Source organism: Dehalococcoidia bacterium (assembly GCA_040902535.1).
GTDB lineage: Bacteria > Chloroflexota > Dehalococcoidia > DSTF01 > JACRBR01 > JBBDXD01.
On record JBBDXD010000022.1, the window covers coordinates 176466 to 202979 of the forward strand.

Annotated in this window: 27 protein-coding genes; 13 read left to right on the plus strand and 14 right to left on the minus strand. The window is 65.9% G+C overall.

What is annotated here, in order from left to right; genetic code table 11:
• Nucleotides 1-3: 3 nt before the first annotated feature.
• The 4 genes from WEB52_12700 to WEB52_12715 all read right to left on the minus strand — a co-directional run bounded on the left by WEB52_12700 (nt 4) and on the right by WEB52_12715 (nt 4912).
• The gene (locus WEB52_12700; protein ID MEX2227297.1) at nt 4-1356 is read right to left on the minus strand and encodes a TldD/PmbA family protein; all 1353 of its coding nucleotides are present in this window, start codon (nt 1354-1356) and stop codon (nt 4-6) included.
• Nucleotides 1357-1653: 297 nt separating this feature from the next.
• Nucleotides 1654-3096, minus strand: a complete 1443-nt coding sequence (locus WEB52_12705) for a metallopeptidase TldD-related protein (GenBank protein MEX2227298.1) — start codon at nt 3094-3096, stop codon at nt 1654-1656.
• A 76-nt stretch (nt 3097-3172) separates the two neighbouring features.
• Nucleotides 3173-3979 carry a methyltransferase domain-containing protein gene (locus tag WEB52_12710; GenBank protein MEX2227299.1) on the minus strand — a complete coding sequence of 269 codons (807 nt, stop codon included), beginning with the start codon at nt 3977-3979 and terminating at the stop codon, nt 3173-3175.
• A gap of 189 nt (nt 3980-4168) precedes the next feature.
• Nucleotides 4169-4912: a histidine phosphatase family protein gene (locus WEB52_12715; GenBank protein ID MEX2227300.1), complete on the minus strand. Its 744-nt coding sequence runs from the start codon at nt 4910-4912 to the stop codon at nt 4169-4171.
• A 154-nt stretch (nt 4913-5066) separates the two neighbouring features.
• Here WEB52_12715 and WEB52_12720 point away from each other — a divergent pair, with 154 nt between their 5' ends.
• The 3 genes from WEB52_12720 to WEB52_12730 all read left to right on the plus strand — a co-directional run bounded on the left by WEB52_12720 (nt 5067) and on the right by WEB52_12730 (nt 7524).
• Nucleotides 5067-5867, plus strand: a complete 801-nt coding sequence (locus tag WEB52_12720; protein ID MEX2227301.1) for an SRPBCC domain-containing protein — start codon at nt 5067-5069, stop codon at nt 5865-5867.
• A gap of 40 nt (nt 5868-5907) precedes the next feature.
• Nucleotides 5908-6294: a hypothetical protein gene (locus WEB52_12725; GenBank protein ID MEX2227302.1), complete on the plus strand. Its 387-nt coding sequence runs from the start codon at nt 5908-5910 to the stop codon at nt 6292-6294.
• A gap of 78 nt (nt 6295-6372) precedes the next feature.
• Nucleotides 6373-7524 (plus strand): thiolase family protein, encoded by a 1152-nt coding sequence (locus WEB52_12730; protein ID MEX2227303.1) that lies wholly within the window; start codon nt 6373-6375, stop codon nt 7522-7524.
• Nucleotides 7525-7895: 371 nt separating this feature from the next.
• On the opposite strand, the gene WEB52_12735 is transcribed toward WEB52_12730, so the two are convergent.
• The 3 genes from WEB52_12735 to WEB52_12745 all read right to left on the minus strand — a co-directional run bounded on the left by WEB52_12735 (nt 7896) and on the right by WEB52_12745 (nt 10797).
• Nucleotides 7896-9152: a hypothetical protein gene (locus WEB52_12735; GenBank protein MEX2227304.1), complete on the minus strand. Its 1257-nt coding sequence runs from the start codon at nt 9150-9152 to the stop codon at nt 7896-7898.
• 339 nt (nt 9153-9491) lie between these two features.
• The gene (locus WEB52_12740) at nt 9492-10229 is read right to left on the minus strand and encodes a hypothetical protein (protein MEX2227305.1); all 738 of its coding nucleotides are present in this window, start codon (nt 10227-10229) and stop codon (nt 9492-9494) included.
• Complete coding sequence (locus WEB52_12745) at nt 10222-10797, minus strand: sigma-70 family RNA polymerase sigma factor (protein ID MEX2227306.1); 576 nt, start codon at nt 10795-10797, stop codon at nt 10222-10224. The genes WEB52_12740 and WEB52_12745 overlap by 8 nt, the downstream gene beginning before the upstream one ends.
• A 179-nt stretch (nt 10798-10976) precedes the next feature.
• Between WEB52_12745 and WEB52_12750 the strand changes: the two genes are divergently transcribed.
• Nucleotides 10977-12218 carry a thiolase family protein gene (locus WEB52_12750; GenBank protein ID MEX2227307.1) on the plus strand — a complete coding sequence of 414 codons (1242 nt, stop codon included), beginning with the start codon at nt 10977-10979 and terminating at the stop codon, nt 12216-12218.
• Nucleotides 12219-12296: 78 nt separating this feature from the next.
• Here the strand turns inward: WEB52_12750 and WEB52_12755 are convergent, their stop codons facing one another.
• Entirely contained in the window at nt 12297-13760 is a 1464-nt protein-coding gene (locus WEB52_12755; protein ID MEX2227308.1) for a helix-turn-helix transcriptional regulator, read from the minus strand.
• A gap of 180 nt (nt 13761-13940) precedes the next feature.
• Between WEB52_12755 and WEB52_12760 the strand changes: the two genes are divergently transcribed.
• The 4 genes from WEB52_12760 to WEB52_12775 all read left to right on the plus strand — a co-directional run bounded on the left by WEB52_12760 (nt 13941) and on the right by WEB52_12775 (nt 19198).
• Nucleotides 13941-14528, plus strand: coding sequence for a carbonic anhydrase (locus tag WEB52_12760; protein ID MEX2227309.1), 588 nt, complete (start codon nt 13941-13943; stop codon nt 14526-14528).
• Between the two features lie 334 nt (nt 14529-14862).
• On the plus strand, nt 14863-15879 hold the full coding sequence (locus tag WEB52_12765; protein ID MEX2227310.1) for a lysylphosphatidylglycerol synthase transmembrane domain-containing protein: 1017 nt from the start codon (nt 14863-14865) through the stop codon (nt 15877-15879).
• 9 nt (nt 15880-15888) lie between these two features.
• On the plus strand, nt 15889-17808 hold the full coding sequence (locus WEB52_12770; GenBank protein MEX2227311.1) for a hypothetical protein: 1920 nt from the start codon (nt 15889-15891) through the stop codon (nt 17806-17808).
• Nucleotides 17809-17857: 49 nt separating this feature from the next.
• On the plus strand, nt 17858-19198 hold the full coding sequence (locus WEB52_12775) for a glycosyltransferase family 87 protein (protein ID MEX2227312.1): 1341 nt from the start codon (nt 17858-17860) through the stop codon (nt 19196-19198).
• Nucleotides 19199-19246: 48 nt separating this feature from the next.
• On the opposite strand, the gene WEB52_12780 is transcribed toward WEB52_12775, so the two are convergent.
• The 6 genes from WEB52_12780 to WEB52_12805 form a co-directional block, all read right to left on the minus strand.
• A complete protein-coding gene (locus tag WEB52_12780) occupies nt 19247-19924 on the minus strand; it encodes an MBL fold metallo-hydrolase (protein MEX2227313.1) in 678 nt (225 codons plus the stop codon).
• Between the two features lie 84 nt (nt 19925-20008).
• A complete protein-coding gene (locus WEB52_12785; protein ID MEX2227314.1) occupies nt 20009-20695 on the minus strand; it encodes a PHP-associated domain-containing protein in 687 nt (228 codons plus the stop codon).
• A gap of 57 nt (nt 20696-20752) precedes the next feature.
• Nucleotides 20753-21211: a PIN domain-containing protein gene (locus WEB52_12790; GenBank protein MEX2227315.1), complete on the minus strand. Its 459-nt coding sequence runs from the start codon at nt 21209-21211 to the stop codon at nt 20753-20755.
• Nucleotides 21189-21476, minus strand: coding sequence for a hypothetical protein (locus WEB52_12795; protein ID MEX2227316.1), 288 nt, complete (start codon nt 21474-21476; stop codon nt 21189-21191). The genes WEB52_12790 and WEB52_12795 overlap by 23 nt, the downstream gene beginning before the upstream one ends.
• Nucleotides 21477-21524: 48 nt before the next feature.
• Nucleotides 21525-22685, minus strand: coding sequence for an acetyl-CoA acetyltransferase (locus WEB52_12800; protein ID MEX2227317.1), 1161 nt, complete (start codon nt 22683-22685; stop codon nt 21525-21527).
• A gap of 52 nt (nt 22686-22737) precedes the next feature.
• The gene (locus tag WEB52_12805; GenBank protein ID MEX2227318.1) at nt 22738-23157 is read right to left on the minus strand and encodes a Zn-ribbon domain-containing OB-fold protein; all 420 of its coding nucleotides are present in this window, start codon (nt 23155-23157) and stop codon (nt 22738-22740) included.
• A 92-nt stretch (nt 23158-23249) separates the two neighbouring features.
• On the opposite strand from WEB52_12805, the gene WEB52_12810 reads away from it, so the two are divergent.
• The 5 genes from WEB52_12810 to WEB52_12830 all read left to right on the plus strand — a co-directional run bounded on the left by WEB52_12810 (nt 23250) and on the right by WEB52_12830 (nt 26295).
• Nucleotides 23250-23669 carry a DUF309 domain-containing protein gene (locus tag WEB52_12810; GenBank protein ID MEX2227319.1) on the plus strand — a complete coding sequence of 140 codons (420 nt, stop codon included), beginning with the start codon at nt 23250-23252 and terminating at the stop codon, nt 23667-23669.
• Between the two features lie 116 nt (nt 23670-23785).
• Entirely contained in the window at nt 23786-24466 is a 681-nt protein-coding gene (locus WEB52_12815; GenBank protein MEX2227320.1) for a response regulator transcription factor, read from the plus strand.
• Nucleotides 24467-24502: 36 nt separating this feature from the next.
• Nucleotides 24503-25171 carry a YggS family pyridoxal phosphate-dependent enzyme gene (locus WEB52_12820; GenBank protein MEX2227321.1) on the plus strand — a complete coding sequence of 223 codons (669 nt, stop codon included), beginning with the start codon at nt 24503-24505 and terminating at the stop codon, nt 25169-25171.
• A gap of 26 nt (nt 25172-25197) precedes the next feature.
• Nucleotides 25198-25998 carry a pyrroline-5-carboxylate reductase gene (gene proC / locus WEB52_12825; protein ID MEX2227322.1) on the plus strand — a complete coding sequence of 267 codons (801 nt, stop codon included), beginning with the start codon at nt 25198-25200 and terminating at the stop codon, nt 25996-25998.
• A complete protein-coding gene (locus tag WEB52_12830; GenBank protein ID MEX2227323.1) occupies nt 25999-26295 on the plus strand; it encodes a YggT family protein in 297 nt (98 codons plus the stop codon).
• Nucleotides 26296-26514: the final 219 nt, after the last annotated feature.

Consider the following 26514-nt stretch of genomic DNA (forward strand, 5'->3'; position numbering starts at 1 on the left):
CTGTCAGAGTCCGCTCACGGTGAGACGCGCCATCTTGATCGTCGGCGCCGCGGTGCCGGCGAGCCACGTCAGGTCGGAGCCGACCGCCTCGATGTCGCGCAGCATGTCCTTCAGATTGCCCGAGACGTTGATTTCGGTGACGGGATAGGTCAACTCGCCGTTTTCGATCCAGATGCCGGCGGCCCCGCGCGAGAAGTCCCCCGTCGTCACGTTGATGCCGAAGCCCATGAGCGTCGTCAGGTACAGCCCGTCCTGCACGGAGCCGATGATCTCCTCCGGCGCCGTCGCGCCCGCTTCGAGCACCAGGTTGCCGCCGCCGATCGAGATCGCGTCGCCGGAGCGCACGGCGCTCCCCGTCGTCTTGCGGCCGAGACGGCGCGCGTAATAGCTGTCGAACAGGAAGTGCTGAAAGACGCCGTCCGTGACGAGCTGGTTGCGACGCGTCGCCACGCCTTCGCCGTCGAACGGGCGCGAGCCGAGTTGTGCCGGCAGCCGCGCGTCGGACACGACGTTCAGCAGCGGCGATGCGATCGCTTCGCCCTCGCGGTCGGCGAGAAACGTCGATCGCTTGAACAGCGCTTCGCCGCTCGCCGCGTTCGACACGACGCCGGCCAGCCCCGCCGCGGTGACCGGATCCCACACGACCGGCACCTCGCGCGTGCTGACCTTGCGGGCGCCGATCTTGCGCACTGCGCGAGCGGCGGCGCGGCGTCCCACTTCCTCGGGCGACGACAGCCGATGGATGAGGCGTTCGGCGCTGTACCAGTAGTCGTTGCGCTTCTTGCCGTCTTCGTCGTCGGCCATGACCTGCACGCTGAAGCTGGCGGCGGTGTACGGAAAGCTGCCGGCGAATCCCAGGCTGTTCGCCAGCACGACGAGCCCGCGCTCGGCGCCGAAGTCCGCGCCCTCCGAGTTGTTGATCCGCTTGTCGAAGTCGAATGCCGCCTGCTCCGCGCGCAGGACGATGTCCTTCATTTCCTCGACAGTTAGCGACTCAATACGCTCGTCATAAAGCTGCAGCGCGATGTCGACGTCGGACGCAAGGTCTGCCTTGTCGGGCAGGCCGGCGAACTCGTCCGGCTCGCTGATCTTCGCCAGCTCGACGGCGGTCTGCACGAGTTCGTCGAGCGCTTTCGGCGTCAGGTCCGACGTGTTGCAGACCGCCGTCCGCTTGTCCTTGATGACGCGGATCGAAACCGAGCGCGATCCCGCTTCGATCAGCTTCTCCAGCTCGCCCATGCGGACGCTGACCGACGACTCGACGCCGCTTCGGATATAGGCGTCGGCCTCGTCGGCGCCGCGCGCGCGCGCCTTCTCGACGATGTCGCTCGCGACGGAGCGCAGGTCTTCGTTCATGCCTGGTCGATCAGTCCCTCAGTCTGTCGGTCAGTTCGGCAACGTCGAGGAAGAACGCTGATGTGTGTACACGTCATCCTGAGCCGCGGCGAAGATCTCTCTCGTCATGCGGGCACTTCGGCCAGGGCGAGAGCTGCTTCGCTTTGCTTTACATGACTCCTGGGCTCCGGCCCTCTACAGCTCTGAGTTGCGCCCGCTGAGCTTCGAGAACGCGAAACCCGCCACCGCGAGTACGACCACGAGGATAAGGAGCTTCTTCACGATTGAATCCTTTCCACTCCGCCAATTTCCGGCCGGCTAGCCTATGGCTGTTCCACCGACCGTCATTCCACTGATCAACACCGTCGGGATGCCGACGCCGACGGGGACGGACTGACCGTCCTTGCCGCAGGTCCAGCGACCATCGCTCAGCGCGAAGTCGCTGCCGACTGCGGTCACCTTGCGTAACACGTCCGGCCCGTTGCCGATGAGGTTCACGTTCCGGATCGGCGCGGTGACCTTGCCGCCCTCGATCATGTACCCCTCGGTGACGCTGAACACGAAGTCGCCGTTGCTGATGTTCACCTGGCCGCCGTTGAACGCGACGCAATAGATGCCGCGCTCGACGGAGCGGATGATGTCCTCCGGCGCCGACTGTCCCGCCAGCATGTAGGTGTTCGTCATGCGCGGCATGGGATAGTGCTTGAACGACTGCCGGCGGCCGTTGCCCGTCGGTTCGACCTTGAAGTGCTTCGTGCTCATGTGATCCTGGATGTAGCCCTTGAGCACGCCATCTTCGATAAGCACGTTGTAGCCGGGCAGGTTGCCTTCGTCATCGATATTGATGGAGCCTCGGCTGTCCTTGATCGTGCCGTCGTCGACGACAGTGCACAACTCGGACGCGACGACGTTGCCGACCTGATCCGTGTAGTTGCTCGTGCGCTTGCGGTTGAAGTCCGCCTCCAGTCCGTGACCGATCGCCTCGTGCAGCAGGATGCCGCTGTCGCCGCCGGCCAACACGACCGGAAATGTGCCCGCCGGCGCGTCGATGGCGGATTGCAGCACCGTCGCCTGGCGCGCCGCTTCCCGCGCGAGCATCTCCGGCGTGTGCGTCTCGAAGTACGACATGCCCATGCGGCCACCGCCGCCCCAGCGCGCGTTCTGACGGTTGCCTTCCCGCTCGGAGAGGCACGACACGTTGAAGCGCACGAGCGGCTGCACGTCGCCCGCCATGCGGCCGCCGGCGGTCACGATCATCACGTGCTTCAACTCGTCGATGAAGTTGACATCGACCCGCGCGATGCTCGCGTCGTAGGCGCGCGCAGCGTCATCGGCGCGGCGGATCAGGTCGACCTTGTCGGAGGCAGGGACGCTGAGCGTACCCGCTTCGGGCGTGTAGAAGTTGGCCGACTCGTAGTGCATCACATCGACCGGCTCTGCCTTGTCGCCGCGCGATGCAATGCGTGCGGCCGTGTCGGCGGCGCGGCGCATCGACTCGCGGCTCAGGTCCTCGCTGTACGCATAGCCGATGGCGTCGCCCTGCAACACGCGCACGCCGACGCCCTGCGTGGTCGTGCGGCTCGCCGTCTTCACGTGCTGCTGCTCGAACGTGATGTTCGAGCCCTGGCGGTGCTCGAAATACAACTCCGCGTGGTCGCCGCCCCGGCTCATCGCGACGCCGATCAGGTCAGCGGCCACGGTCCCATCGATGTTGTAGCGGTCGCGAAAGAAGGCCTCGGCCATGCGTCCGCTGTCGGTCATCGGGAAGTCCTCTCGGTGGAGCGTTCGACGGGTGTCGCGAGCATGATAGCAAGGCCGCGCGGCGGACACCGATTCGTCATAACGAGCGCACTGTTGAACGAGCTCGCGCCGTGTCTGTTGACGGTAACTGGCTCATGGCTTGCTTCCGTGCGACGAATGTCAGGCTCTTCGGCCAGATCAGCGCGCCCGCGCCGTCGATCGCCGCGATGAAGCGCGACGTGCGCATCGCCTCGCGCAGATGGCGACGCCATGCCGGCACGCGACGCTCCGCGGCCACGGCGATCAAGACCGCGGCTTCGAAGTCGCTCTTCGGCTTTGTAGGGCGCACGAAGTCCACCAGACAGAACCGCAGCCAGAACAGCGAGTCGACAAAATGCACGTACCGAAAGTCCGTGACCGCAAGTCCCGCATCGCAAAGCCGTCGAAACAGCACCTTCGGCGCATAGATGCGGACGTGGCCGCCCGGCGTCTCGTAGTAGCCGCGCGACAACTTCCAGAACGGGATCTCCGTGAAGTGCGATGGCACGGCGCCGTGCAGTGTCCCGCCGTCGCGCATGGCGCGCGCGATCTCAGCGATCGCGCCGGCGTCGTCAGGCAGGTGCTCGAGCGTTTCGGTGCAGATGACGGCGTCGAACGCGGCGTCGCGGAACGGGAGATGCGACGCATCGGCCGCGACGAGGTCCACGCGATGCGCGCCGATGCGTTGGCGCGCCTTTCGCAGCTCCGCCGCGTCGTAGTCGACGCCGACAGTGAAGCACCCGCGCTTCGCCGCTTCGATGATGTGGCGTCCATCGCCGCACCCGACGTCGAGCACGCGCATGTGCGCGCCGCGCGGCAGGCGCTCGGGGCGAATACTGAGCTTGGCGGACGCGATCTCAGGCATGGGTGGTGGACAACAGAGAACAGACAACAGACAACAGAGGAGACGCGCAGTGTCTGGGGAACGAAGGCTTGCTGTTCGGTTGGTGGCATTCCACGGCGGGATCCTTCGCTGCGCTCAGGATGACCTTCGGTTGGTCGCTGCCGCATCGGGGTCTACCACTGACGACTGACAACTGACGACTCACCCCAGCTACGTCATCCGCATGCCGTCGAGGTGAGCGAGGTCGTTGAGACGCCAGAGCGCGCGTCGGGCGCCCGCCGCCCGGATCGACGTGATCGATGCGTTGAACGCGTAAAACGGGAAGTCCGAGTGCAGACCCAGCACGTGCCCGACGTACGACTGGATGACGCCGCCGTGGCACGTCACCGCGACCTTCTTGCCGGGATTCTCGGCGATGATCTGGTCGATCGCGCCCGAGATGCGGGCGCGGAACGGCGCGCTCTTCTCGTTGCCGGGGAGGTTGTCCCAGGTCGGGTCGTCTTCGAAGCGGCGCTTGATGGCCTCGTGCGTCATGCCCGGCGGCAGGATCTCCTCGGGGTTCACCTCGGTGCCGCGGAGCGGTTCGTTGATCTCCTGCAGGTCGTCGAGGACTTTGATTTCCAAGTTGAGGCGCTTGGCGATCTCGGCGCCCGTGTTGTAGGCGCGCTGCAGCGGGCTGCTGTAGACGACGTCGACGCCGTAGGTGGCCATGCGCTCGCCGAGCCTCCGCGCCTGCTCCTCGCCGACGGGCGTCAGCGGCGGGTCGAAGACGGACGGAGCGCCGACGAGGCGAGCTTCGTTATTGCCGGACTGGCCGTGACGGATCAGGTAGAGGCGGACGGCATCGGGGCGGTTGAGGAGCAGGATGTCCTGGAAGTAGTACGCCATCGGGTCGATGGGCGCGGGTACGGTCCGGGGGTCGCGGTCGGGGTCGCGCATCGAGGGGTTCGCCATGGCGGCAAGGTAATGCGGGGTCGCGATTGAGGCAACCACACTTCGCCCCAAGGACTCGGCGGCGACGGGGCATTGTTTCACGTGAAACATTAGTTCTGGATTACGACGAGTGCCCATGTTGACAGGTGACCAAAACGTCACCTAACATTCGACGGTGGAAGCGGTGTTCAAAGCGCTCAGCGACGAGCATCGGCGGGTGCTGCTGGACCGGCTCTTCGAGCGTGATGGCCAGGCGCTCACGGAGCTGGAGGCGGCATTGCCATCGATGACCAGGTTCGGGGTCATGAAGCACCTGCGCGTCCTGGAGGGCGCAGGGCTCGTGACTACGCGCCGGGTGGGGCGCCAGAAGCTGCACTATCTCAACCCCGTCCCGATCCGTCTCGTGCTCGACCGCTGGATCAGCAAGTACGCCGCACCCTGGGTCGAGACGATGACGGGCATCAAGCATGCACTGGAGGACGACATGACGACCCAAACAGCACCCAAGCATGTCTTCGAGATCTACGTGAAGACAACGCCACAGAAGCTCTGGGACGCGATCACGAGCCGAGAGATGACGCGCGAGGTTTTCGGCCTCGACGTTGAATCCGACTGGCAGCCCGGCTCGAAGTATCGCTACTCGTTCCTCAGCGCGTTCTCGATGGGCGAGATGAACGTGCAGGCGGGCGACTCCGCCCACTTCGGCACGATTCTCGAGGCGGAACCGCCGAGGCGGCTCGTGCAGACGTTCGAGAGCGACTTCCCGGAGGAGATGGGCGGCGGGCCGGACCAGGCGACGAAGGTGACGTGGGAGATCGAGCAGATGGGCGACGTCTGCAAGTTAACACTGCTGCACGAGGGCTGGAAGGACGAGTCGATGGCGTTCCAGTCGTCGCGGACCGGTTGGGCGCAGATCTTGAGCAGCCTGAAGTCGCTGCTGGAGACGGGATCGGTGCTGGCGTTCCCGGAGGCGTAAGCTTCCGGCAGGGACGACGGGCACGTTTGGACGGAGCGCGATGACACCTGCACGCATGGCCCTGCGCATCGATGCGCTGTTTGAACTCGCGCTGGCAACACTCGTCGTGGTGGCGGCGGCGACAGGCGTCGATGTGGGAGAGGCGTTCGCACTCAACGAGTGGCTGGTCATCGTGATTGGCATTGCGCTGGTGCCGGTCGGCGTCGGCCTGTGGCTGGCGAAGCCCGACCGACCGACGCTGTTGACCATCGGCGTCGCGAACGCGGTCGGCGCGGTGGCGTTCGCGGTCTACCTGGCGCTTCGAGGGGGCGAGATGAACGGCTACGGCCTCGCCGTCGTGACCGCCGCCGTCGTGGGGCTGGTCGCGCTCGCAGTGGCGGAATTGTCGCTGGCGCGCGATGCGGGACGGCACGCCTTTGTCTCCTGATGGCTGGTTATGAAGCCGGAGACAGCGTTACACTGAAGTGCAAATGTTCACACCAGCCGAAGTAATAGGAGGCCTGTTTTGGCTCGAGAAGTAGTCATCGTCAACGCCGTACGGAGCGCGATGGGACGTCGCAACGGCATGCTGTCGGGCACGCACCCGGTGACGCTGGGCGGGAAGGTGCTGCGGGCGGTTGTCGACCAGGTAGGCGTCGACGATGCGCTCGTCGGCGACGTCGTGTTCGGCAACGTCTCGCAGGTGGGCGAGCAGGCCGCGAACATCGGCCGCAACGTCGTGCTGGAGGCGGGCTTTCCGATCGAAGTGCCGGGCACGACGGTGGACCGGCAGTGCGGGTCCGGCCAGCAGGCGATCCACTTCGCGGCGAATCTGATCGCGGCGGGCGTGGTCGACGTGGCGATCGGCGGCGGCGTCGAGGTGATGTCGCGGGTGCCGATGGGCTCGAATTTCAAGGTGGCGGGTTTCCCGTTCACGGAGTTCATGCGCACCGAGTACGACCTGACGTCGCAGGGCGTCGCGGCGGACAACATCGCGCGCAAGTGGGGCATTTCGCGGCAGCAGCTCGACGAGTTCGCGCTCGAGAGCCAGAACCGGGCGAAGGCGGCGCGCGACGGCGGCAAGTTCAAGAAGGAGATCCTCGGCGTCGAGGTCGAGCACGAGGGCGTGAAGGGCACCTTCGACACGGACGAAGGCATTCGCGACTCGTCGCTGGAGAAGCTGAGCACGCTCGCGCCTTCGTTCGGCGAGGATGGCCTGCATCACGCCGGCAACTCGAGCCAGATCACGGACGGCGCGGCGGCGGTGCTGATGATGTCGCGCGAGAAGGCGGATGAGCTTGGCCTCAAGCCGCGGGCGCGCATCGTCGCGCAGGCGGTGGTCGGCTCGGACCCGCACCTGATGCTGACGGGCCCGATCACCGCGACGCCTGCCGTGCTCAAGAAGGCCGGCCTGACGTTCCAGGACATCGACCGCACGGAGATCAACGAGGCGTTCGCGTCGGTCGTGCTGGCGTGGCAGAAGGAGACGGGCGCGGACCTGTCGAAGGTCAACGTGAACGGCGGCGCGATCGCGCTGGGCCACCCGCTGGGCTGCACGGGCGCGCGGTTGATGACGTCACTGCTGCACGAGTTGGAGCGCACGGGCGGCCGTTACGGGCACGAAGTGATGTGCTGCGGCGGCGGCATCGGCACGGCGACGATCATCGAGCGGTTGTAAACCTTCGGACAACAGAGAACAGACAACAGAGAACAGAGGAGCCCCGGCGATTGGCCGGGGCTTCATTGCGGGCGTGGCCCGTCACCTGGTCTAGTTGCGACGGGCGTGCCGTGATGAGATCCTTCGCGTTCGCTCAGGATGACGTTATGCGATGCTCTGTTGTGTCGCTGCGACGACTGTGTCGTGATGAGATCCTTCGCGTTCGCTCAGGATGACGTTATGCGCCGGTTGGTGCGCGGGTCGAGCTGTTCGTGCTGGGAGATTCTTCGCTTCGCTCTGAATGACGGTATGCGGCGGCGCTGGTGTGCGGTGGGTCGGTGTCGCCGTGACGGGATCCTTCGCCTGCGCTCAGGATGACGTCGATGTAGAGATCACTCCGTCCACTCGATCGGTGCGTCGTCTGCGCGGTGTGTGAGTTGTCCGCGCTCGGCGGTGTTGACGTCGATGATCGTGATGCCGGCGACGTCTTCTCCGTGGATCGCGAGGAAGCGTCCGTCGGGCGACCAGACGATGACGCAGCCGTCCATCAGGTGGCGGCCGGCGCCGGTGATCGGGTCGACGACCCACGTTTCGTGGTGCGTGCGCTCGATGTCGTACGTGGAGACTGCGATGTTCGTGCCGTCGGCCGTCCAGCGGATCTCGCCCGGGTAACCGCTGGGGAACTCCGTGACGACGCTGGCGCCCGTGTCGATGTTCACCGTCGTCATGATGTACGGCGGATCGAAGCCGCCGCCGAACGCGACCTGCGTGCCGTCGGGCGACCAGGCGAGGTACATCGGGCCGCCCTTGCCCGCTGCTTCGGGCGCGAGTTGTTCGGGCGTGCTGGCGTTCGCCGGATCCGAGCCCATGTTGCCGAGATTCGTCACAGCGTTGGTCGTCGCGTCGAGCATCCAGAGTTGCCAGCCATCGGCCGCGGCCTGCGTGAAGAGGAAGCGCGATCGATCCGGCGACGGGTAGAAGTACATCGCCGCGCCGGGGACGCCGTCGACCGGGGTCAGCGCCCCATCGAGCGAGAGCCAGCGCAGGCCGGCCCTGCCAGCGAAGGTGCCGGAGACCAGCAGGCGGTCGCCGTGCCAGGCGAGCGTGCTGATGCTCGTGGTTGCGTCTGCATCGATGAGCACGCGGACGGATGGCGATGCACCATCGATCACGATCAGTTGCGTGCGGTTGTCGAGCGTCGTCGCGGAGAACGCGAAGCGCGCGCGGGCGGGCGACCATTCGGGCGACATGCACCACTGAAACTCTTTGGCGTAGGCAACGCCGCCGGTCGACGGGCCGGGGTTGGCGTCGTCGTGGAGCGTCACGGTGCAGGTTTCGTCGCCACCGAGTTGCACCCACCAGCCGGACGCCGACGAGAGGTCATCGACCGGCGTCGATGGCGGTGCGTAGCGCTGCTCCTCGATGACCTGCGGGAAGCGCACGCCGACCAGTTCGTGGCCGGTGCGGTAGGTGAGGGCGCCCCAGACGCCGGCGGGCAGGTCTGGCACCGGCGTGGCGGTCGGCGCGGGACGCGGGGTCGCGGTGGCGTCGGGGTTAGCGACGGTGGCGCTGCCGGGGTTCATCGCCACCCAGGCGAACACGGCGGCGAGCAGCATGGACGGCACGAGCAGGATACGAAGCGCGGTCATGGGGCACCTCCTGTGATGCTAGTACAGCGCAGCGCGGGTGATGGTTCCGGACGGGTGGCTGGCGGTTGGGCTACGCGTCGTAACCGATGGGTGTGTTGGTGGTTGTCCGCGTGCGGCGGACGTGAACAGCCGAGGGCGGCTGGTCTCCGCGCTTCGCGTCAGGTGTACCGGCGACGGAGACAAACATGTGCAGCCACGGCAGGGCGGCGATGCGGAGGGGCGTCATCGAACGCCAGTGGTTGTCCCGCCTGCGGCGCACGGAACAGCCGAGGGCGGCTGTTCTCCACGCTGCGCGTCTAGTCTTGTCGCGCACGCCAGGCCATGCGAGCGGGATGCGCGCTAGGGCAGGGATTCGGCGATGCGGAGGGCGTCGTCGAACGCGAGCGCCGTTTCCATGCGGAAGAACGTCTGGCCGTCGTTCCAGATGAGCGTGTTGGCTTCGACGGTGCGGTCGGAGCCGGGGACGAATACGCCGCCGGCGTCGTAGAACTGGACGATGTGGGCGCCGCCGCTGACCCATCGCGCGGGCATGCCGTCGACGAAGGTGTCCTCGACGGTGACGCCGGGCGGGGCGCCCTTGCCGAAGTTCGCGTCGGAGGGAAGGCGGGCCTGCCAGAGGTCGAACTCGTCATAACGGATCACGGCGACGGCCTGGTCGCCGTAACGGACGATGTAGGTGGCGCGCGGATCTTCGCCGGCGGGCAGCACCAGGTCGAAGCCCGTCGCGTCGCTCGCATCGTCGATGGACGTCAGCCACGCGCGCGACGCGATGTCGTCGGGCGGCGGCAGCGGCGTTTCGGCGGGGATGACTTCGATCTCGGAACCTTCGATGCCGAAGAAGTCGGCGACCGCGGAGCGGCTCGACGGGACGGCCAGCGTCGCCACGATCGCCGCCAGGACGATGGCGAGCGCGGCGCCGGCGAACGCGAACGGCGGGCGCGTGTGCGGGGTCGTGCGCCGCGTTGCGGGCGTTCCGGCGATCGAAGCGAGCACGCCTGCGCGCAGCGACGGCGTCGCTGGATATGACGCCCGCGCGGCAATCGCGCCGATATCCCGGTCAAAGGTGGACTCATTCATGGATGGCCTCCGCCAGTTGCGGGTATTTCTGCTCGATCAACTCGCGCAGACGCTTGCTTGCGCGGTGCAGCCTGGATTTCACGGTGCCGGCCGGCTTGCCGATCGTCGCGGCGATCTCACGCTCGGGCAGGTCGAGGAAGTAGCGCAGGTGCAGCACGACGCGGTCATCGAGCGGCAGTTCGTTGATGGCGCGGGCGAGTGTGGATGCGTGGGCATCGCCAAGCGAGACGTCGGGCGCTTCGGTGGACGTCGGGGTGATGGCGGCGAAACGTCCGAGCAGGCCCGTCCGACGCTGCCGTGAGCGGACCTCGTTGATCGCGGTGTTGGTGACGATCCGCAGCAGCCAAGGCCGGAAGGGCTCGCCGCGTCGGAAGCTGGCGAGGTGGCGATAGGCGCGGATGAAGGCGTCCTGGGCGACGTCTTCCGCGGCGGGGGCATCGCGCACGACGAGGTATGCCGCACGGAAGGCGACCTCCTGGTATTGCTCGACGAGCGAGCCGAAGGCGGCGTGGTCGCCGCTGCGGGCGCGCTCGATCGCTTCGGCTTCGCCGATGAGCGTCTGTTTCACGTGCTAACGGTACACCGGTGGGTGTGGGGTGGTTCCGTTTGGGCGTCCGGGGATGTTGGATGTTGGAAGGAGGGAGTCATCATTCGGTGCGGCATTCACAAAGGGTGGGGTGGGGTCGTAAGATGGATGGGAGTCGTGATTAGGAGATGCGCCCCGAGGGGCCTGAAAGGAAGCTTCGCATGCGGAGAGTGGCAGTCGTCGGCGCGGGCATGACGCGCTTCGGAAAGTGGATGGACCGCGGGCTTAAGGATCTGGGGCGCGAGGCCGTCGAGGGCGCGATGAAGGAAGCGGGCGTCGAGCAGTCGCAAATCGAGGCGGCCATCGTCGGCAACGCGACGGCGGGGCTGATTACCGGCCAGGAGATGATCCGCGCACAGGTGATCCTGCGCGAGATGGGCTTCGGCGACATCCCGATGATCAACACCGAGAACGCGTGCGCGAGTTCGTCGACGGCGTTCCACCTGGCGTGGATGTACGTCGCGTCGGGCATGTATGACGTCGTGCTCGCGCTGGGCGTCGAGAAGCTCTACCACGAGGACAAGCGTCGGTCGTTCCAGGCGATCGGATCCGCCGTGGACATGGAGGCGATCAAAGACCTGATGAAGGCGACGGCCGCGCGCGGGCGCAGCGAGGGCGATGCGTCGAACGCGGAAGACGGCGGCGGCGCGGGCGAGAAGCGCTCGATGTTCATGGACTTTTACGCGGCGAGCGCGCGCGAGCACATGAAGCGCCACGGGACGACGGCGATCCAGTACGCGAAGGTGGCGGTGAAGAGTCACCAGAACGCATCGCTGAATCCGTACGCGCAGTATCGCGAGACGTATACCGTCGAGGGGATTATGAACTCGCCGATTGTCGCGGAACCGCTGACGCGGCTGATGTGCTCGCCGATCGGTGACGGCGCGGCGGCGTTAGTGCTGGTATCGGAGGAGAAGGCGCGCCAGCTCACGACGAAGCCGGTCTGGGTGACGGCATCGGTGCTGGGATCGGGGAAGGACCGCGCGCCGGGCGAGCCGGGCGTCACGACGCGCATGGCGCGCAAGGCGTACGAACTGGCGGGCGTCGGGCCGGAAGACATCGACGTGATCGAACTGCACGATGCGTCGTCGCCGGCGGAGTTGATGGAATACGAGGAGTTGGGGCTCTGCAAGGTGGGCGAAGGCGGCAAGCTCATCGAAGACGGCGTGACGGCGCTCGATGGCAAGATCCCGGTAAATCCGAGCGGCGGCCTGCTCTCGAAGGGGCACCCGATCGGCGCGACGGGGTGCGCGCAATTGACGGAAGTCTTCTGGCAGTTGCGCGGCGAGGCGGGCGACCGCCAGGTGAAGGGCGGCGACGCGAAGATCGGGCTGACGCAGAACGGCGGCGGCATGATGAAGGGCGAAGCCGCGGCGATGACGATCCACGTGCTGGAGCGCTGAGGCTTAGTCGTCAGTTATCAGTCTTCAGTTGGCAGTGTTCAGTTAAGGCGAGAGGCCCACGTTGTGGGCCTCGCCCAGTCAGTAGGAGGACGTGCGGTCGAGGATGCGGATGTTCGTGCCTTCGACGACGGTCTCGCCGTTGACGATTGCCTTCGAGGCGTACTGAGCTTCCGTGCAGTAGCCGTCCAGCAGCGCTGTGGGCTGCGCGCACTCGAATTCGACGGCGCCGGTGCCGAACCAGCGGCGGTGTACGTCACGCGGGTCGACAGCGTTCGTCACCACGCCATCGACCGAGAGCAGGGACCACTCGGTGGTCGCGCCATCCCACTCGCACGAGGTGTCGGTTGGGCCCCTCGGGTATGCCTGAGTGAAATACAGCAGCTCCGTGCCGTCCGGGGACCATTCGAACGGGAAGAAGACGCGATGGTCGTCGGAGACCGTGGCGAACAGCACATGTCCGGTCTCGATGTCCACGATGCGCAGCTCATGACGGCGCAGGTTTAGGTTTTCGCACGGCTCGATTTCCCCCGTGGCGATGCGCGTACCGTTGTTGGGGACGAAGTAATCGAGCGGCGTGCTGATGATCACGCGGCCGTCGAGATACACGGTCGCGCGGTTGCCGGGCTGCTCGCTTTGCGTCGATCCGGTGACCACGAACGCCTGGCCGTCGGCGCGCCAGACGGGGTGTGCGGCCTGGCCAGTGAGACCGCCGAAGCGTGCATCGCTCTGCGGGATGCGCAGCACTTGATCACCGGTAAGCGCGTCGACTACCAAGACGGCCGTTACGTCGGCGAACGTCCGGCCGCAGGGACCGCTCGTGGCGCCTTCGGGAAGCGGCAGGCATAGTTCGTCTTCGGTCTGAACGGTCAGCGCCAGCAGCCGGCCATCTGGTGATGAAGCCACGTCGTAGAGCCAGCCTTTGTCGATCTCGAGGACGGTGAGCTTGTCCGTACCGTCAATGCGGTGACTGTCGAGGCGCTTGCCGTAGTTGACGACGATGCGGTCGCCGGCGATCACGGCGGATGACGGCGTGTCGCTGTCGTGGCCGGCGTCGAATGATGCGATCTGGCGCATCGCTACGCTGTCGAAGACGCCGATACGCCACGTTTCGTCGCCCGACTTGAACGCGACGAGCTCCCGCGACGCCAGGCGTGCAGCCAGCTCGTCGTCTCGTCCGACATGGTCGGTGCCAGCGAGGGCAAGGATGAGCAGCACGATCCCGGCGGCGACACCGGCCATCGCGGCGACGCTCGCCGTGGAGGCCACCAGGCTCAGCTTGCTCTTCGGGATGAGCGGGAGCGCGAGCAGACCGCGCAACCAGGAGCGGCGTTCGACGCCTGGTTCCACGAGGGCGGCCTCGTAACGGTCGCGCACGTCCAGACGACGCAGGACTTCGGCGACGTGGTACTTCACGCCATCGACGCTGATGTCGAGGGCCGACGCGATCTGTTCGTTCGTCAGGCCGCGCCGCAGGAGCGCGAGCACCTCCTGCTGCCGTGGCGTGAGCGTCTCGGGATGGCGTGGGCGGCCTCGGGTCCGCAAGCAGTCCTCCTCGTTGCCTTGCGGGCGGCACTCTAGCGAATGCGAAGCTGAATTGCCCTACTCTCGGGCTGGGGAAACCGCGCGATCTGGGCTGCATGGTTCGCTTGATGCACGGGCGGGAAATGATGCGGAATCGAGAATCTGGATTGATATTCTCGATACAAGAGCATCAAGGAGGTTGTGATGGGAGTGCTGAAGGAAGTCCTAACGGCGAATCAAAAGTATGCCGCATCGTTCGGAGACAGGTCGTCGCTGCCAATGCCGCCGGGACGCCATTTCGCGATCCTGACGTGCATGGACGCGCGCCTCGATCCGGCGAAGTTCGCGGGGCTGACGGAGGGCGATGCGCACGTCATCCGCAACGCCGGCGGCCGCGCGACCGACGATGCAATTCGATCGCTTGTAATCTCGTACAAGCTGCTCGGCACTCACGAGTGGTTCGTGGTCCACCACACGGACTGCGGGATGCTCGCGTTTACCGAACCGATCATGCGTGATCTGCTGTCCGAGAGCCTTTCGCCCGCGACGATTGAGCACGGGGTCTGGAGAAACACGGGCGATGCCCCCGGTTCCAAAGACGGCCAGTACATCGACTGGCTGACGATCGACAATCAGGAGCAAAGCGTCGCGGACGACGTAGAGCGCCTTCGGCGGCATCCGCTGATACCGCCCGACATCGCGATCTACGGCTATGTCATCGATGTCAAGTCAGGCCGTCTCAACGAGGTGCCGTCGGCGTCCGCAATCGGCCGGGCCAAGGCGGCCTGACCGCTCACCGCGATCATCCGGCGACCTCCGTGAGCGGGGGTGGCGTATCTGCGCCAGGCGCGTCGCTTGACGGCGCTTTTCGCGTTTTGACGCAGACTCCAGCGGGCGGCGTTGTTAGGTCAGGGCGGTCTGCCCGTGGGATTCGCGTGTCCGTCACCTGCCGACTCAGAGTTGGAGGCATCTTGACGTTGTTATTGAGGCGGATCCGGCCCGCGGATATCATTTGCCGGTACCCCGCGCTCAGGCATCTGCATCTGCGTCCAGACGGCTGGCCCATCGACGCCCGAGGCCCCGCGGCCGATCGGACCGTGATCCACTTGAAAAGCACCCGCGGATGAACGTCTCGAACCTACGCCAGAAGCTGCTGATCTCCGTCGTGCTGGGGATCATCGTGTTCGGGGCGCTGGTCGTGTACGGCGACATCCGCAGCGTGCGCGCCAGCCTGGCCGACTTTCGCTGGGAATTGATGCCCCTCGTGCTGCTCATCGCGGCGGGGAACTACGTGCTGCGCTGGGTGAAGTGGCATTACTACCTGCGGCGGATCGGCGAGACGAGTGTGCCGCGGTTGGACAGCTTTCTGATTTTTATGTCCGGCCTCGGGATGGTCGTGACGCCGGCGAAGGTCGGTGAGTGGCTGAAGTGCTACTTGCTCAAGGACAAGTACGGGACGCCGGTGATGCGCTCGACGCCGATCCTGTTCGCCGAGCGTCTTACCGACGCACTGGCGCTGATGCTGCTGGCGCTGGTCGGCGTCGTTGCGTTTGAGCGGAGCGTCTGGCCACTCGTCGCGGTCGTGATCCTGGGATCGGCGATCGTCATCGCGGTCTCGCGGCACCGGCCGGCATGGCGGCGCATGGTCGACCTGGCACGCAGACTGCCGCTTGTCGGCCGCCTCTCGCCGCGCATCGACGAGATGGCGGAGAGCAACTATCAACTGATGGATCCGTGGGGCGTGGTGCTCATGACTGGCCTGAGTGTCGTGGCGTGGGGCACGCAGGTCGTGGCGTTCTACCTCGTGCTGGCGGGGCTCGGCGTCGATGCGGGCGGCGATACGTTCATGAAGGCATCGTTCATCTTGCCGATTTCGACGTTGGGCGCGGGGATCCTGCTGCTGCCGGGCGGCCTTGGCGTCGCGGAGACCGGGATCGCATCGCTGACCGAAAGCCTCCTGGAAACGAGCAGGGGCGTGGCTTCGACGGCCACGCTGTTGATCCGCGTCTCGACGCTGTGGTTCGCGGTTGTCCTTGGGCTTGTCGCCTTCTTCGTAGTCATGCGGCGAGAACCCGTGGGGGAGCCAGAGGATGAAATCGCAGAGAGCCGCCTCGTTACGGCGAGCGACCCCATCGCGTAGGTCGTTGCCTTGAGCATCGAACAGGCGACGGCGGTGAGCACAACAGCGGCGCCCGACGGGTTGCTGGCCGCTTCGGGCGAACTGTTGCGAAAGCACGTCGCCGGTATTTCGCTGGCGCTGTTGTTGGCAGCGCTCCTCGTCGCGCCTCGCTGGTGGACGTTCGTGAGCGACCCGGACGATGGCGCGCGCGTCTCGATCAGCCCGTATGCGGCCGGCGCGGTCGGTTACGACGAAGCGTTGTACGCGGCATCGATCCGCGACGCGTTCGAGGGCGAGGTGCCGATCCGCGACCCGTTTCTCGTCAATCACCGGGACGGTTCGCCGCAGCGAAGCTCGATACCGCACACGGTCATTGGCGCGGCGGGACGCGTCACCGGCGGGCCGTTTGCGTCGCTGGCGATCGCGACGACGGTCGCCGCGCTCGCCGCGCTCGTCCTGCTCTACGCGCTCATGCTGGGTATCACCGGCTCTCGCTTTGCGGCGCTCGTGCTGATGCCGATCGTGATCCTCGCGGTCCATGTTTTGAACTTCGCCGATGGCATCTTGCCGCTGCGTCACGCGGAGGTCCTTGGTGCGCTCGTAACGGTCGATCCGGAGGACCAGGTACACGCGTGGGCGCGTTTTCCGGCGCCAATCCTCGTGCTGGCGCCGTTCTTCGCGGCAGTGCTCGCGTTGCCGAAGGCCGTGGCGGCGGGCTCGCGCGGATGGATGGCGACGGCCGCGACCGCGATCGCGTTGCTGATCTATACGTATCTCTACTACTGGGCTGCGCTCGGGCTCGCGCTCGCGGCGTGGCTTGCCGTGCTGATGCTGCGCGGCGAGCGTGCCGAAGCAGGCCGGTTGCTCGCCATCGGCGGGCTGGCGCTCGTCATCGCGTTGCCGGAGATCGTGGTCATTGGCTGGGCCGGTGTCTCGCTGCCGGCGGACGTCCGCGACCGGGTGGGACTTGATCCGATCGGGCTGGATACGTCGCTCGCCTCGTCGATCGCGCAGCGCTTGCTCGTCGGTCTGCCGCTCTTGATTGCGTTGATGCTCCGCGCGACGTCGCGCAGCATGTTGTACGTGTTGTTGTTCCTGGCGCCGCTCGTACTGGCGCCGGTGCAGGGCGTGCTGCCGCAGCAATGGCACTTCGAAACGCAGGTGTGGGGCGTCTTCGCGATCCCGGCGTTCGTCGCCGGAGGCGTCGCCATAGCGTCGTCGTTGCGCTGGTCGCAGCCGCCTCGATTCGCGTACGCGGGGATCGTCGTGGTGGCGCTCGCTTCGCTTGTGTACGTCGGGGCGCTGCAGGCGCGCGCCGTAAGCAGCACGGCGGACGGGTACGTGCTTTCGGACGATGAGCAGGCGGCGTTCGCGTGGATGCGGGCGCACGTCGATGAGGACGACACCGTGGTGTCGCCGAGCGTCAGCACGAACCTGCTCCTCGCGGGGCTGACATCATCGGCGCAGTACCTGGCGGATGGCGGCTTCACGTATGCCGAGGACGATGAACTCGGCGAGCGCATCCTGCGCGTGCAGGCCGCGTACGGATACAGCGAGGGCGAAGTCATGCGACGCGTGAGCCTCGACGGTGAGTTCGAGGGGTTCCCGCTGAACGACCCGGATCCCGACGTCGAAGCGCAGGAGCGGCTACTGGAGGACCACCTGGCGTTCTTCATCTTCAGCTTCGAGATCACGGACCGCGGCGCGTTCGAGGCGCGAGCGGAGTCGTGGCGCGGCAGGTATCGGACGCTCCTGAGCACGAACGATGTGCTCGACAGATATCCCGCCGAGTACCTGTACTGCGGCCATCGCGAGCGATTCTACGGAGCGTCGGCGCCAGCGGAAGGAACGCTGGTACGCGTCGCGTTCGAGCGGGGCGACGTGCGGGTGTACGAGCGCGTGGACGTGGACAGCGCCGATGTCATGGCGTTCCCGGGATGCTCGGCGTGAACGAGAGCGGAACGGCAGCGCGCCCGGCCGCGAGCAGCGACGGCGCACGATGAAGGTCTACGCGCTGTACGCGGCGGTGATCCTCGCCGGGCTTGGCGCCGGTTACGTTTCGCGGCGGCTGCGGCACCCTCTGATCGTGACGTGGGGCGTGTACGCCATTTTCGCCGCGGTCCTGGCGGCGGTCATCTGGAATTATTCGCAGCCCGAAGTCTTCCTGAACGATTTCAAACGTGCCTACTATCCCGGCGGCGAGTTCATCCGCGACGACCCGGATGAACTGTATGCGGGTGACGAACCGCTGCGGTTCGTCAACATTCCGATCATTGCGTGGCTCTTCGCGCCGTTTACGTTGATGAGCGTCGATACGGCCGGCGCGCTGATGACGGCGCTGGGCATTGCTGCGGTGGTGGCATCGTTTGCGGCGCTGGTGTGGTTCGCCGGGCTGTCGGGCGAGCGCGCGTTGTTGCTTGCGGGTGCGTTTGTGATCAGCGGCCCGCTCTACTACAGCCTGCGCGAGGGCAATACGAGCCACGTCGTCTTGCTGATGTTGATCGGCATGGCCTTCTGCGTGCGCAGCCGGCGCTACGGCTGGGCGGGCGTGTTTTTGGCCGCCGCGACACTCATCAAACCGCCGCTGGGCCTCATCGCATTGCCGTTCGTGATGCGAGAGCGCTGGAGCTTCATTGCGACGTTCGCGATGACGGGCGCGCTGGCCGGCGGGTTGTCGCTCGCGCTGTATGGTCTTGACCTGCACCGCGATTGGTACGACTACTCCGTGCGACCCTACTCGGAACACCCGCTCGGGGCGGAAAACGTGCAGTCTCTCGATGGCGTGCTGGCGCGCTTCTGGACCGACGATTACCTCGACCGCTTCGTGCCGATCGAGAGCCTGGGCGCGGGGTTCCGCACGCTCCGGACGGCGATCGCGGGTATGATACTCGTCGGCGCGGGCTACGTGATGTGGCGCGGACGTCGCACGAACGCGTCCGCAGAACTGGTCGATGCGTGTACCGCGCTCTGTCTTGCGCTGCTGCTGGCGCCGACGTCGTGGACGCACTACTACCTGCTGCTGCTCTTACCAGTTGGATTGATGATCGCCGGGACGCTCGGATTGCCGTGGACGCGTCTTCGACTGGCTGCGGCGATCGCCGGCGTCGTGTTGATCTCGCCGCCGGTGATCTTCATCGACCCCGACTATCCGATCCTGGAGTGGCTCGTGCCGCGCGTGCTCATTTCGCACTACTTCTTCGGAGGCGTGGTGATCCTCGGACTGCTGCTCGAGTCGCGGTGGCGGCTCGGCAGGCGGCAAGACGAGGAACAACGTGCGCTCGCCGACGAGGTCGCGTCGTCGCGTCCTTCAGCGACGGCGGTGGCATCGCGATCGGTGTGAGGCTCGGGTTGGCGAGCGCTGTGTGTGAACGGGGAGCCGGCGCGTCCGTCACAACCAGCGTTTCGCCCAGTGTGCGATCTTCTGGCTGGCGCGGCCCAAAACCGGGTTGCCGTGGCCCGGCAGCGCGACCTCGTAGTCCAGGGCGGCGAGTTTGTGCACGCTGCGCTTCGCCTCTTCCATGTCGTGGCTCGGCATCGGCATGGGCAGTTGCAGGCCGAACCAATTGCCGATGGCGTCGCCGGTGAACAGCACGCCGCGCTCCCGCGAGTACAGCGAGATGCTGCCCGGCGTGTGTCCGGGCGTGTGCAGGGCTTCGAGCCCGCCGGCGACCGGCAGCACTTCGCCCGCGCGGACCTGGCGGTCGACGGTGAGCGTGTAGTGCCGCGACTCCGGCGTGCTGACGTCGAACGGGCCTATGTCGAGGTGACGCCATGGCTTGCGCCCATCGATGTACGGCGCGTCTTCGACGTGGGCCAGGAGTTGGGCGCCGCTGCGCTCGACGAGCGCCGCGACGTTGCCTGTGTGGTCGTCGTGATAGTGGGTGGCGACGATCGTGCGCAGGTCGGCGGGTAGGCGGCCGAGCGTCGCGAGCGCGTCGAGAATGCGATCTGCGGCGTTGGGGCTGCTCGTATCGACGAGCGTGACGCCGTCGGACTCGTCGATCAGGTAGCTGCGCCCGGTTTTCAGGCCATCGATCGAATAGATGCCGTCGGCGACTTCGCGCATGGCGCGACGGTATCGGCCGCATGGCGCTGCGTCAATCGCCGCGCAGCCGAATCGCAGGCCGGTGCTGGTCCGGTCTGCGGAGGGCTACGCTGTTTCGCCGGAGGAGAGCGCGGTGAGGTCGAGGCGGTGGGGCTTGCCGGTGAGGTCCACGGCATCGAAGCGGCCGGCCTTTAGCTCTTCGATGAGGCCGGCAACGTCGTTCACGTCGCGCTCGAAGTTCGTGGCGCAGCGGCCGATATCGCTGCGCGAGTGCGAGTCCGTGCCGGCGGTGCCGGCGACCTCCATGTAGTCGCAGAGATCGGCGGAGAACTTGTTCTCCTTGGTGGTGCCGCGCCCGTTGATCTTTTCGAGCGCGGCACAGTACCTGTAGGCGGGATTCTGCGAAGCGCGCACGAGCGCGTCCTGATAGTCCCGCTCGTTCTCCATGTACCAGGGCATCTGGCGGCGATAGGGGTGCGCGGCCACCATGGCGCCGTTGGCGGCTTCGACATGGTGGGCGAGTTCGTGGGAACGGTGCATGCCGTAGACGTACTTCGTGATGCCGTATACGAGGATGTGGCCGTCGTCGGTGTTGATCTCGATCGCAGGGAGCACCAGGTAATTGTGGCGCTTCGCCAGCTTCGCGACGTCGTCCGGATCCCAGAGGTAGTCGTGCTCGCTGAGGCAGATGGCATCGAGCCCGGCCTGCCGCGAGCGTTCGATGAGGTCGTCCGGCGAGAGATACGAGTCCCAGGAGAGGGGACGTGTGTGCGTGTGTAAATCGATCAGCAAAGTAGATTCCCGGTGCTCGCTGGGGACGTGGGAGTATAGCGAACGTCGGTTCTGGTGCTAGAGTCCGATGGGCGCCGGTGCGAAGGACGGCGCAAACGGGTTCACGTAGCGCACGCCCTCGATTTGCGGCCGAGATTGAAGATCCTCGGTGATTAGTACAGGGATCGCGTGGATCTTTGCCGCAGCCCACATCTGCGCATCGTAGATGTTCATCCGGTGGAGGTGTGCGGCACGGATGGCCTCCTCAGCGATGGCCAGCGTCAGATCGATGAACACAGTGAGAAAAATCCAATCTCCAAGCCAGGCAATAGCTCCCGCGGGCTGGAGCAACGGCGACCCTTCCCTCGGCCGCGTGACGGCACTGTAGAACTCTGAAACCACCTGTGCCGTTGTGACGGCGTCCCTTCGCGAGGCGAGACCTTCGAGAATCTCGTTTGCTGTAATTGACTTTGCGCCGCTCCGAGGGTCGACCGCATAGACCAAGACGTTCGTGTCAACGAGGCATCTGACGTTCAAGCCGCTCCTCATGGGCGTCGTCGCGATTGAACTTCCACGCGGGTTCGTTCCCGACGTATTTTTGTGCTTCCCGACGAGCCTTGCGGAGAGTCTGGATGAAACGCCGTTCTATCGCCTTGTCCGTGGCCGGGCGCAGTTCGGTGCAAGTATGCTCAAGGCGCTCTCGAATCAGCGCGGCCTCAGAGATGCCGCGACGCTTCGCTTCCTTCTTGAGTTGGCGGTCCATGCGCTCCGGCAGGTAAAGCTGCTTGCGGGTCATCGCCATGGCTGTGCCTCCAAGCGCATTATACATCACTTATACATCTATTGTTTCTTAGTCCACGCCGAGGATCAGCGTGCCGGTGGCGCTCAGCAGGCCGCCGGTGGCGTTCACGCACGCGAGCTTCGCATCGGGCACCTGGCGGTCGCCGCACTCGCCCCAAAGTTGGCGGACGGCTTCGATCAGGATGAACATGCCGTACATGCCCGGATGCGTGTAGGACAGCCCGCCGCCGTTCGTGTTCATCGGAAAGTCACCGCCCGGCGCACTGCGCTGGTTCGAGAGGAACGGGCCGCCTTCGCCCTTCGCGCAGAAGCCCAGTTCTTCGATCGTTACGAGCGCTGTGTACGTGAACGAGTCATACACCTCCACGACGTCGATGGCCGCGTGCGTGACGCCGGCCATCTCGAACGCCGCCTTGCCGGAGTAGCGCGCGGGCGTCTGCGTGAGGTCGGGCATGCCCAGCAGTGACTGGTGCGTGCTGGCCTCGCCGGAACCGAGCACCCAGACCGGCTTCTTCGCCATCTCGCGCGCGCGGTCGGCGCCGACCACCACGACGGCGCCGCCGGCATCGGTGACGAGGCAGCAGTCGTAGATGTGGAACGGGTACGCGATCCAGCGCGAGGAAAGCACGTCTTCGATCGACAAGGGATCGCGCATCATCGCCCGGGGGTTGAGCTGCGCCCACTTGCGCGTCGCGACCGCGATCTCCGCCAGTTGTTCGGACGTGGTGCCGTACTCGTGCATGTGACGCATCGCCGCCATGGAGTACGTGCTCGGCGGCCCGCCGACGCCGAACGGCATCTCGAACTGCGCCGAGGGCAGCGTGGCATCAAAGAAGCCACCGCCGCGCGGGCCGCGCCGGTTTCGTCCGGAGAGCCCCGTCTCGCCGTGCGTGATCAGCGCAACGTTGCAGAGGCCGGCGTTGATGGCTGCGGCGGCGTGCTCCACGTGGATGACGAACGACGACCCGCCGGTCATCGTGTTGTCGGTGTACATCGGGATGATGCCGAGGTATTCGCAAAGCTGCACGCTGGCCATGCCGCCGATGCCGCACGTGAAGACAGCATCGACCTCTGACTTGTCGATGCCAGCATCGCGAAGCGCGTTACGCGCCGCTTCGGCGTGCATCATCAAAGGCGTCATGTCAGGCACGATGCCGATGCGGTCCGTCTCGTCGGCGCCGACGATGGCGACCTTGTTCTTGAGCGTCATCGAGTCTTCCCTTCCGGACGCGGGTTGGTATCGCAGGAGGCGGTTGCTGCGTTCATTGTGAGGACTGCGATGGCTTGAAGAACGGCAACGTGATCTCGTCGGTGGCGTCTTCCCAGACGACCTCGACCGGCATGCCGCAGCGAATGTTCTCGGGCGCCGGCTCTACGCCGACGAGGTTCGTCATGAGGCGCGGCCCTTCATCGAGTTGGACGATCGCCGTCACGTACGGCGGCGTGAATCCGGGCATCTGCGGCCTGTACTGGATCGCGAACGTGTAGAGCGCGCCCTTGCCGCTGCACGTCCGCCATTCGATGTTCCAGTTGAAGCACGTCGGGCAGAACTGCCGCGGGTAGAAGAAGAACGCGCTGCAATTGGTGCAGTACGGCAGCGATAGCTCGTGCCGTTTGCATGCGTCCCAGAACGGCTGTGTCTCGGGCGATGGATACGGGACGGGTTTCTGATACTCGGCCATGCCTGCTCCTACCGTGCGGCACCCTCCGCGGCAGGGCGCTCGATACAATAACCGCAGGGTCGCGTTGCGTTCAAATGGGTGGGAGGACATGGGTGCCGGTCACGCCTCGCAATCAGCCGTTGCTCACGGCCGTCGAACTGCAGGCGCGGCTCGACGAGTTCTACGCGGCGCTGCAGCAGTTCAACGACGGCTGGTACTTCGAGTCGCACGAGACGCTCGAGGACCTCTGGATGGTGACACCATTCCCGGAGCGGGAACTGTTCCAGGGCTTCATCCAGGCGGCGGCGGCATTCGTACACATGGTGCGCGGCGAATATCCAGGCGTCCTGAAGCTGCTCGATGCGGCGATCGACAAGCTGTCCCGCGCTGAGCCGGAGCGCTTTGGCGTCGACATCGCGGGGTTCGCGCGCGACCTGGAAGCTGCCCGCACTGAGTTCGCCGCCCTGGGGCCGGAACGGTTCCTGGAATGGGACGCAGCACGCGTGCGGAAGATCGCGTTTTCGCCGGACTGAGCAGCATCGCCAAATTACGGTCCGATTGGCCGCAGATGTGAGAACTCTGTGATGCTGGACGGCTGCCATGAGGCGCCGTGCTGCGGATACTTACGTGCGGAGGGTTCGACGCGACCATGAAAATCCTGCTGGCCGAAGACGACCTGCGACTGGGCCGCGCAGTCAGGCGCGTGTTCGAGGAAGAGGGCTACGAGACGATCGTAGTGAGCGACGGCGCACAGGCACTGAACATCGCGACGGGGGCCGAGTTCGACGTCATGGTGCTGGACATCATGCTGCCCGAGCTGGACGGCTTCGAACTGTGCCGCCGGCTGCGCCTGGACGGCGTCCAAACACCGGTGCTGATGATGACGGCGCGCGTGGAGGTCGAAGACCGCGTGAAGGGGCTGGACGCGGGCGCCGACGACTACATGCTCAAGCCCTTCGCCGTCGCGGAGTTGCTGGCGCGGGTGCGCGCCCTCACGCGGCGGTCGTCGAAGGTGAACGGCGCCGCAAGCGGCCAGCAGCTGCGGGCAGCGGACCTCGTGCTGGACGTGACGCGGCACAGCGCCCGCCGCGGCGGCCACGACATCGAGCTGACCGTCAAGGAGTTCCAGTTGCTGGAACTCCTGCTGCGGCACCAGGGTGAAGTCCTGACGCGCTCGCAGATCCTCGACCAGGTGTGGCAGTACGACCGCGACTTCGCCAGCAACGTTGTGGACATCTACATCCACTACCTGCGAAACAAGATCGATAAGGGTTTCGACAAGTCGCTTATCCACACCGTGCGTGGCATCGGTTACTCGCTGCGCGCCTGATTCGCGCGCGCGCCGTGCGTGCGATACACCTGTTGGATGAGTGACATCGGCCTGCGGCTCGAGCGGGTGCGTTCGCGGATCGCGGACGCGTGCGATCGCGCGTCACGCGACGCTTCCTCCGTGACGCTGGTCGCCGTATCGAAGACGCACGCCGCGCGGAGCATCGCCGAAGCGTATGCCGCCGGGCAACGCGACTTCGGCGAGAATCGGGTGCAAGAAGGCGCAACGAAGATCGAGGAACTGCGCGCAACGGGCGTCACACCGGTATGGCATCTGCTGGGCCACTTGCAGGGCAACAAGGTGCGGGCCGCGCTGAGCCTCTTTGATATACTCCACGGCGTTGACTCGGAACGGCTTGGCGAAGCGATCAGCGCACGTGCGGACCGGCCCGTGCGAGTGTTCCTGGAAGTGAACATCGCGGGCGAGGCGACCAAGCAGGGAGTGCCGCCCCCGGCGGCGCCGGCCCTCGCTGAGGCCATTGGGAGGCTCCCTAACATCGAACTTGCGGGTCTGATGACCGTGGCGCCCATGGTCGATGATCCGGAGGACGTGCGTCCGGTCTTCCGGACGCTGCGCGAACTGCGCGATGCCATCGGGCTGCGAGAGCTTTCGATGGGCATGACGGACGACTACGAGGTCGCCGTCGAGGAGGGCGCCACGGTCGTCCGCATCGGGCGCGCGATCTTCGGCCCCCGGGAGGGATGACCCGGCGCGCGGCGCCCGATCTGGCTATGAAACTCGGACTCATCGGCTGCGGATTCATGGGCGAAGCGATGCTGAGCGCGACGATCTCGCGCGGTGTCGTGCAGCCGGACGATGTCTGCGTGGCCGAGATTAACGAGGACCGCTGCGCCATCGTGCAGGGCGCCCACAAGGTGCGCACGACGTCCGATGCGAAGGTCGCTGTCGATGGCGCCGACATCGTGATCCTGGCGATCAAACCGCAAGAGTTCGAAGCCGCGGCGCACAGGCTCGAAGGGGCGTTTCACCGCGAGCAGACGATCGTGTCGATCATGGCGGGCGTGCCGGTCGACAAGATCGCACGCGCGCTCCGCCACGCGAGCATCGTGCGCGTGATGCCGAACACGCCGGCGGCCGTCGGCGAGGGGATCAGCGTGTGGATCGCGACGCCGGAGGTCGAAGCGGCCACGCGGGAGCAAGTCGCTTCGATCCTGAGCGCGATGGGCCGCGAGATCTACGTCGACGACGAGAAGTATCTCGACATGGCGACCGCGCTGTCGGCCAGCGGTCCGGGCTTCATCTTTTTGTTGCTGGAGGCGTTCATCGATGCGGGCGTACACGTCGGGTTCAAGCGCAACGTCGCGGAGATGCTCGCGCTGCAGACATTCATCGGCTCGGTGAAGTATGCGGAGGCGACGGGCAAGCACCCGGCGGCGCTCCGCAACGAGGTGACCTCGCCGGCGGGCACGACGGCGGCGGGGCTGATCGCCCTGGAGTCGGCGGGGATCCGCGGCGCGATCATCGATGCGGTCGAGGCGGCGTACGAGCGGTCGAAGGAGCTGGGGGCCTAGATGTTCTTCGGGGGCGGCTGTGTCGATGACGCGACGAGCACGGCACAGGTGATCTGTCTTTTCTTCAACCTCCTAGTCGTCGCCGTGTTCATACGCGTGCTGCTGAGCTGGTTCAACCTCGACCCGTCCAACCCGATGGTCCAGGCGCTCCATGCCATCACGGAGCCGATCCTGGACCCGATCAGGCGCATCTTGCCGCGGATCGGCATGTTCGACATCTCGCCGATCGTCACGCTGATCCTGCTGCGGGTGGTGTCGATCGCGCTGCAACAGATGGTGATCGACGGCGGCTTCTAGGCCGCAATGCGGCTGCAACGGTAGCCCTCGCAGCCAACATAATTGCGAAGCCTTATACGCGAATGGCCCGCTATACTTCAACGAGAGCCGCACGGAAGCACCGATTTCAGGCTTGTCCGTTGTTCCGGATGTCCACCCCTCGTTTGCCGGCCCTCCTTGCGGATCATCTCGCATCGTCTCCCTCCCGGACGGCCGTGCCGGGCACAGCTGGAAAGGGCG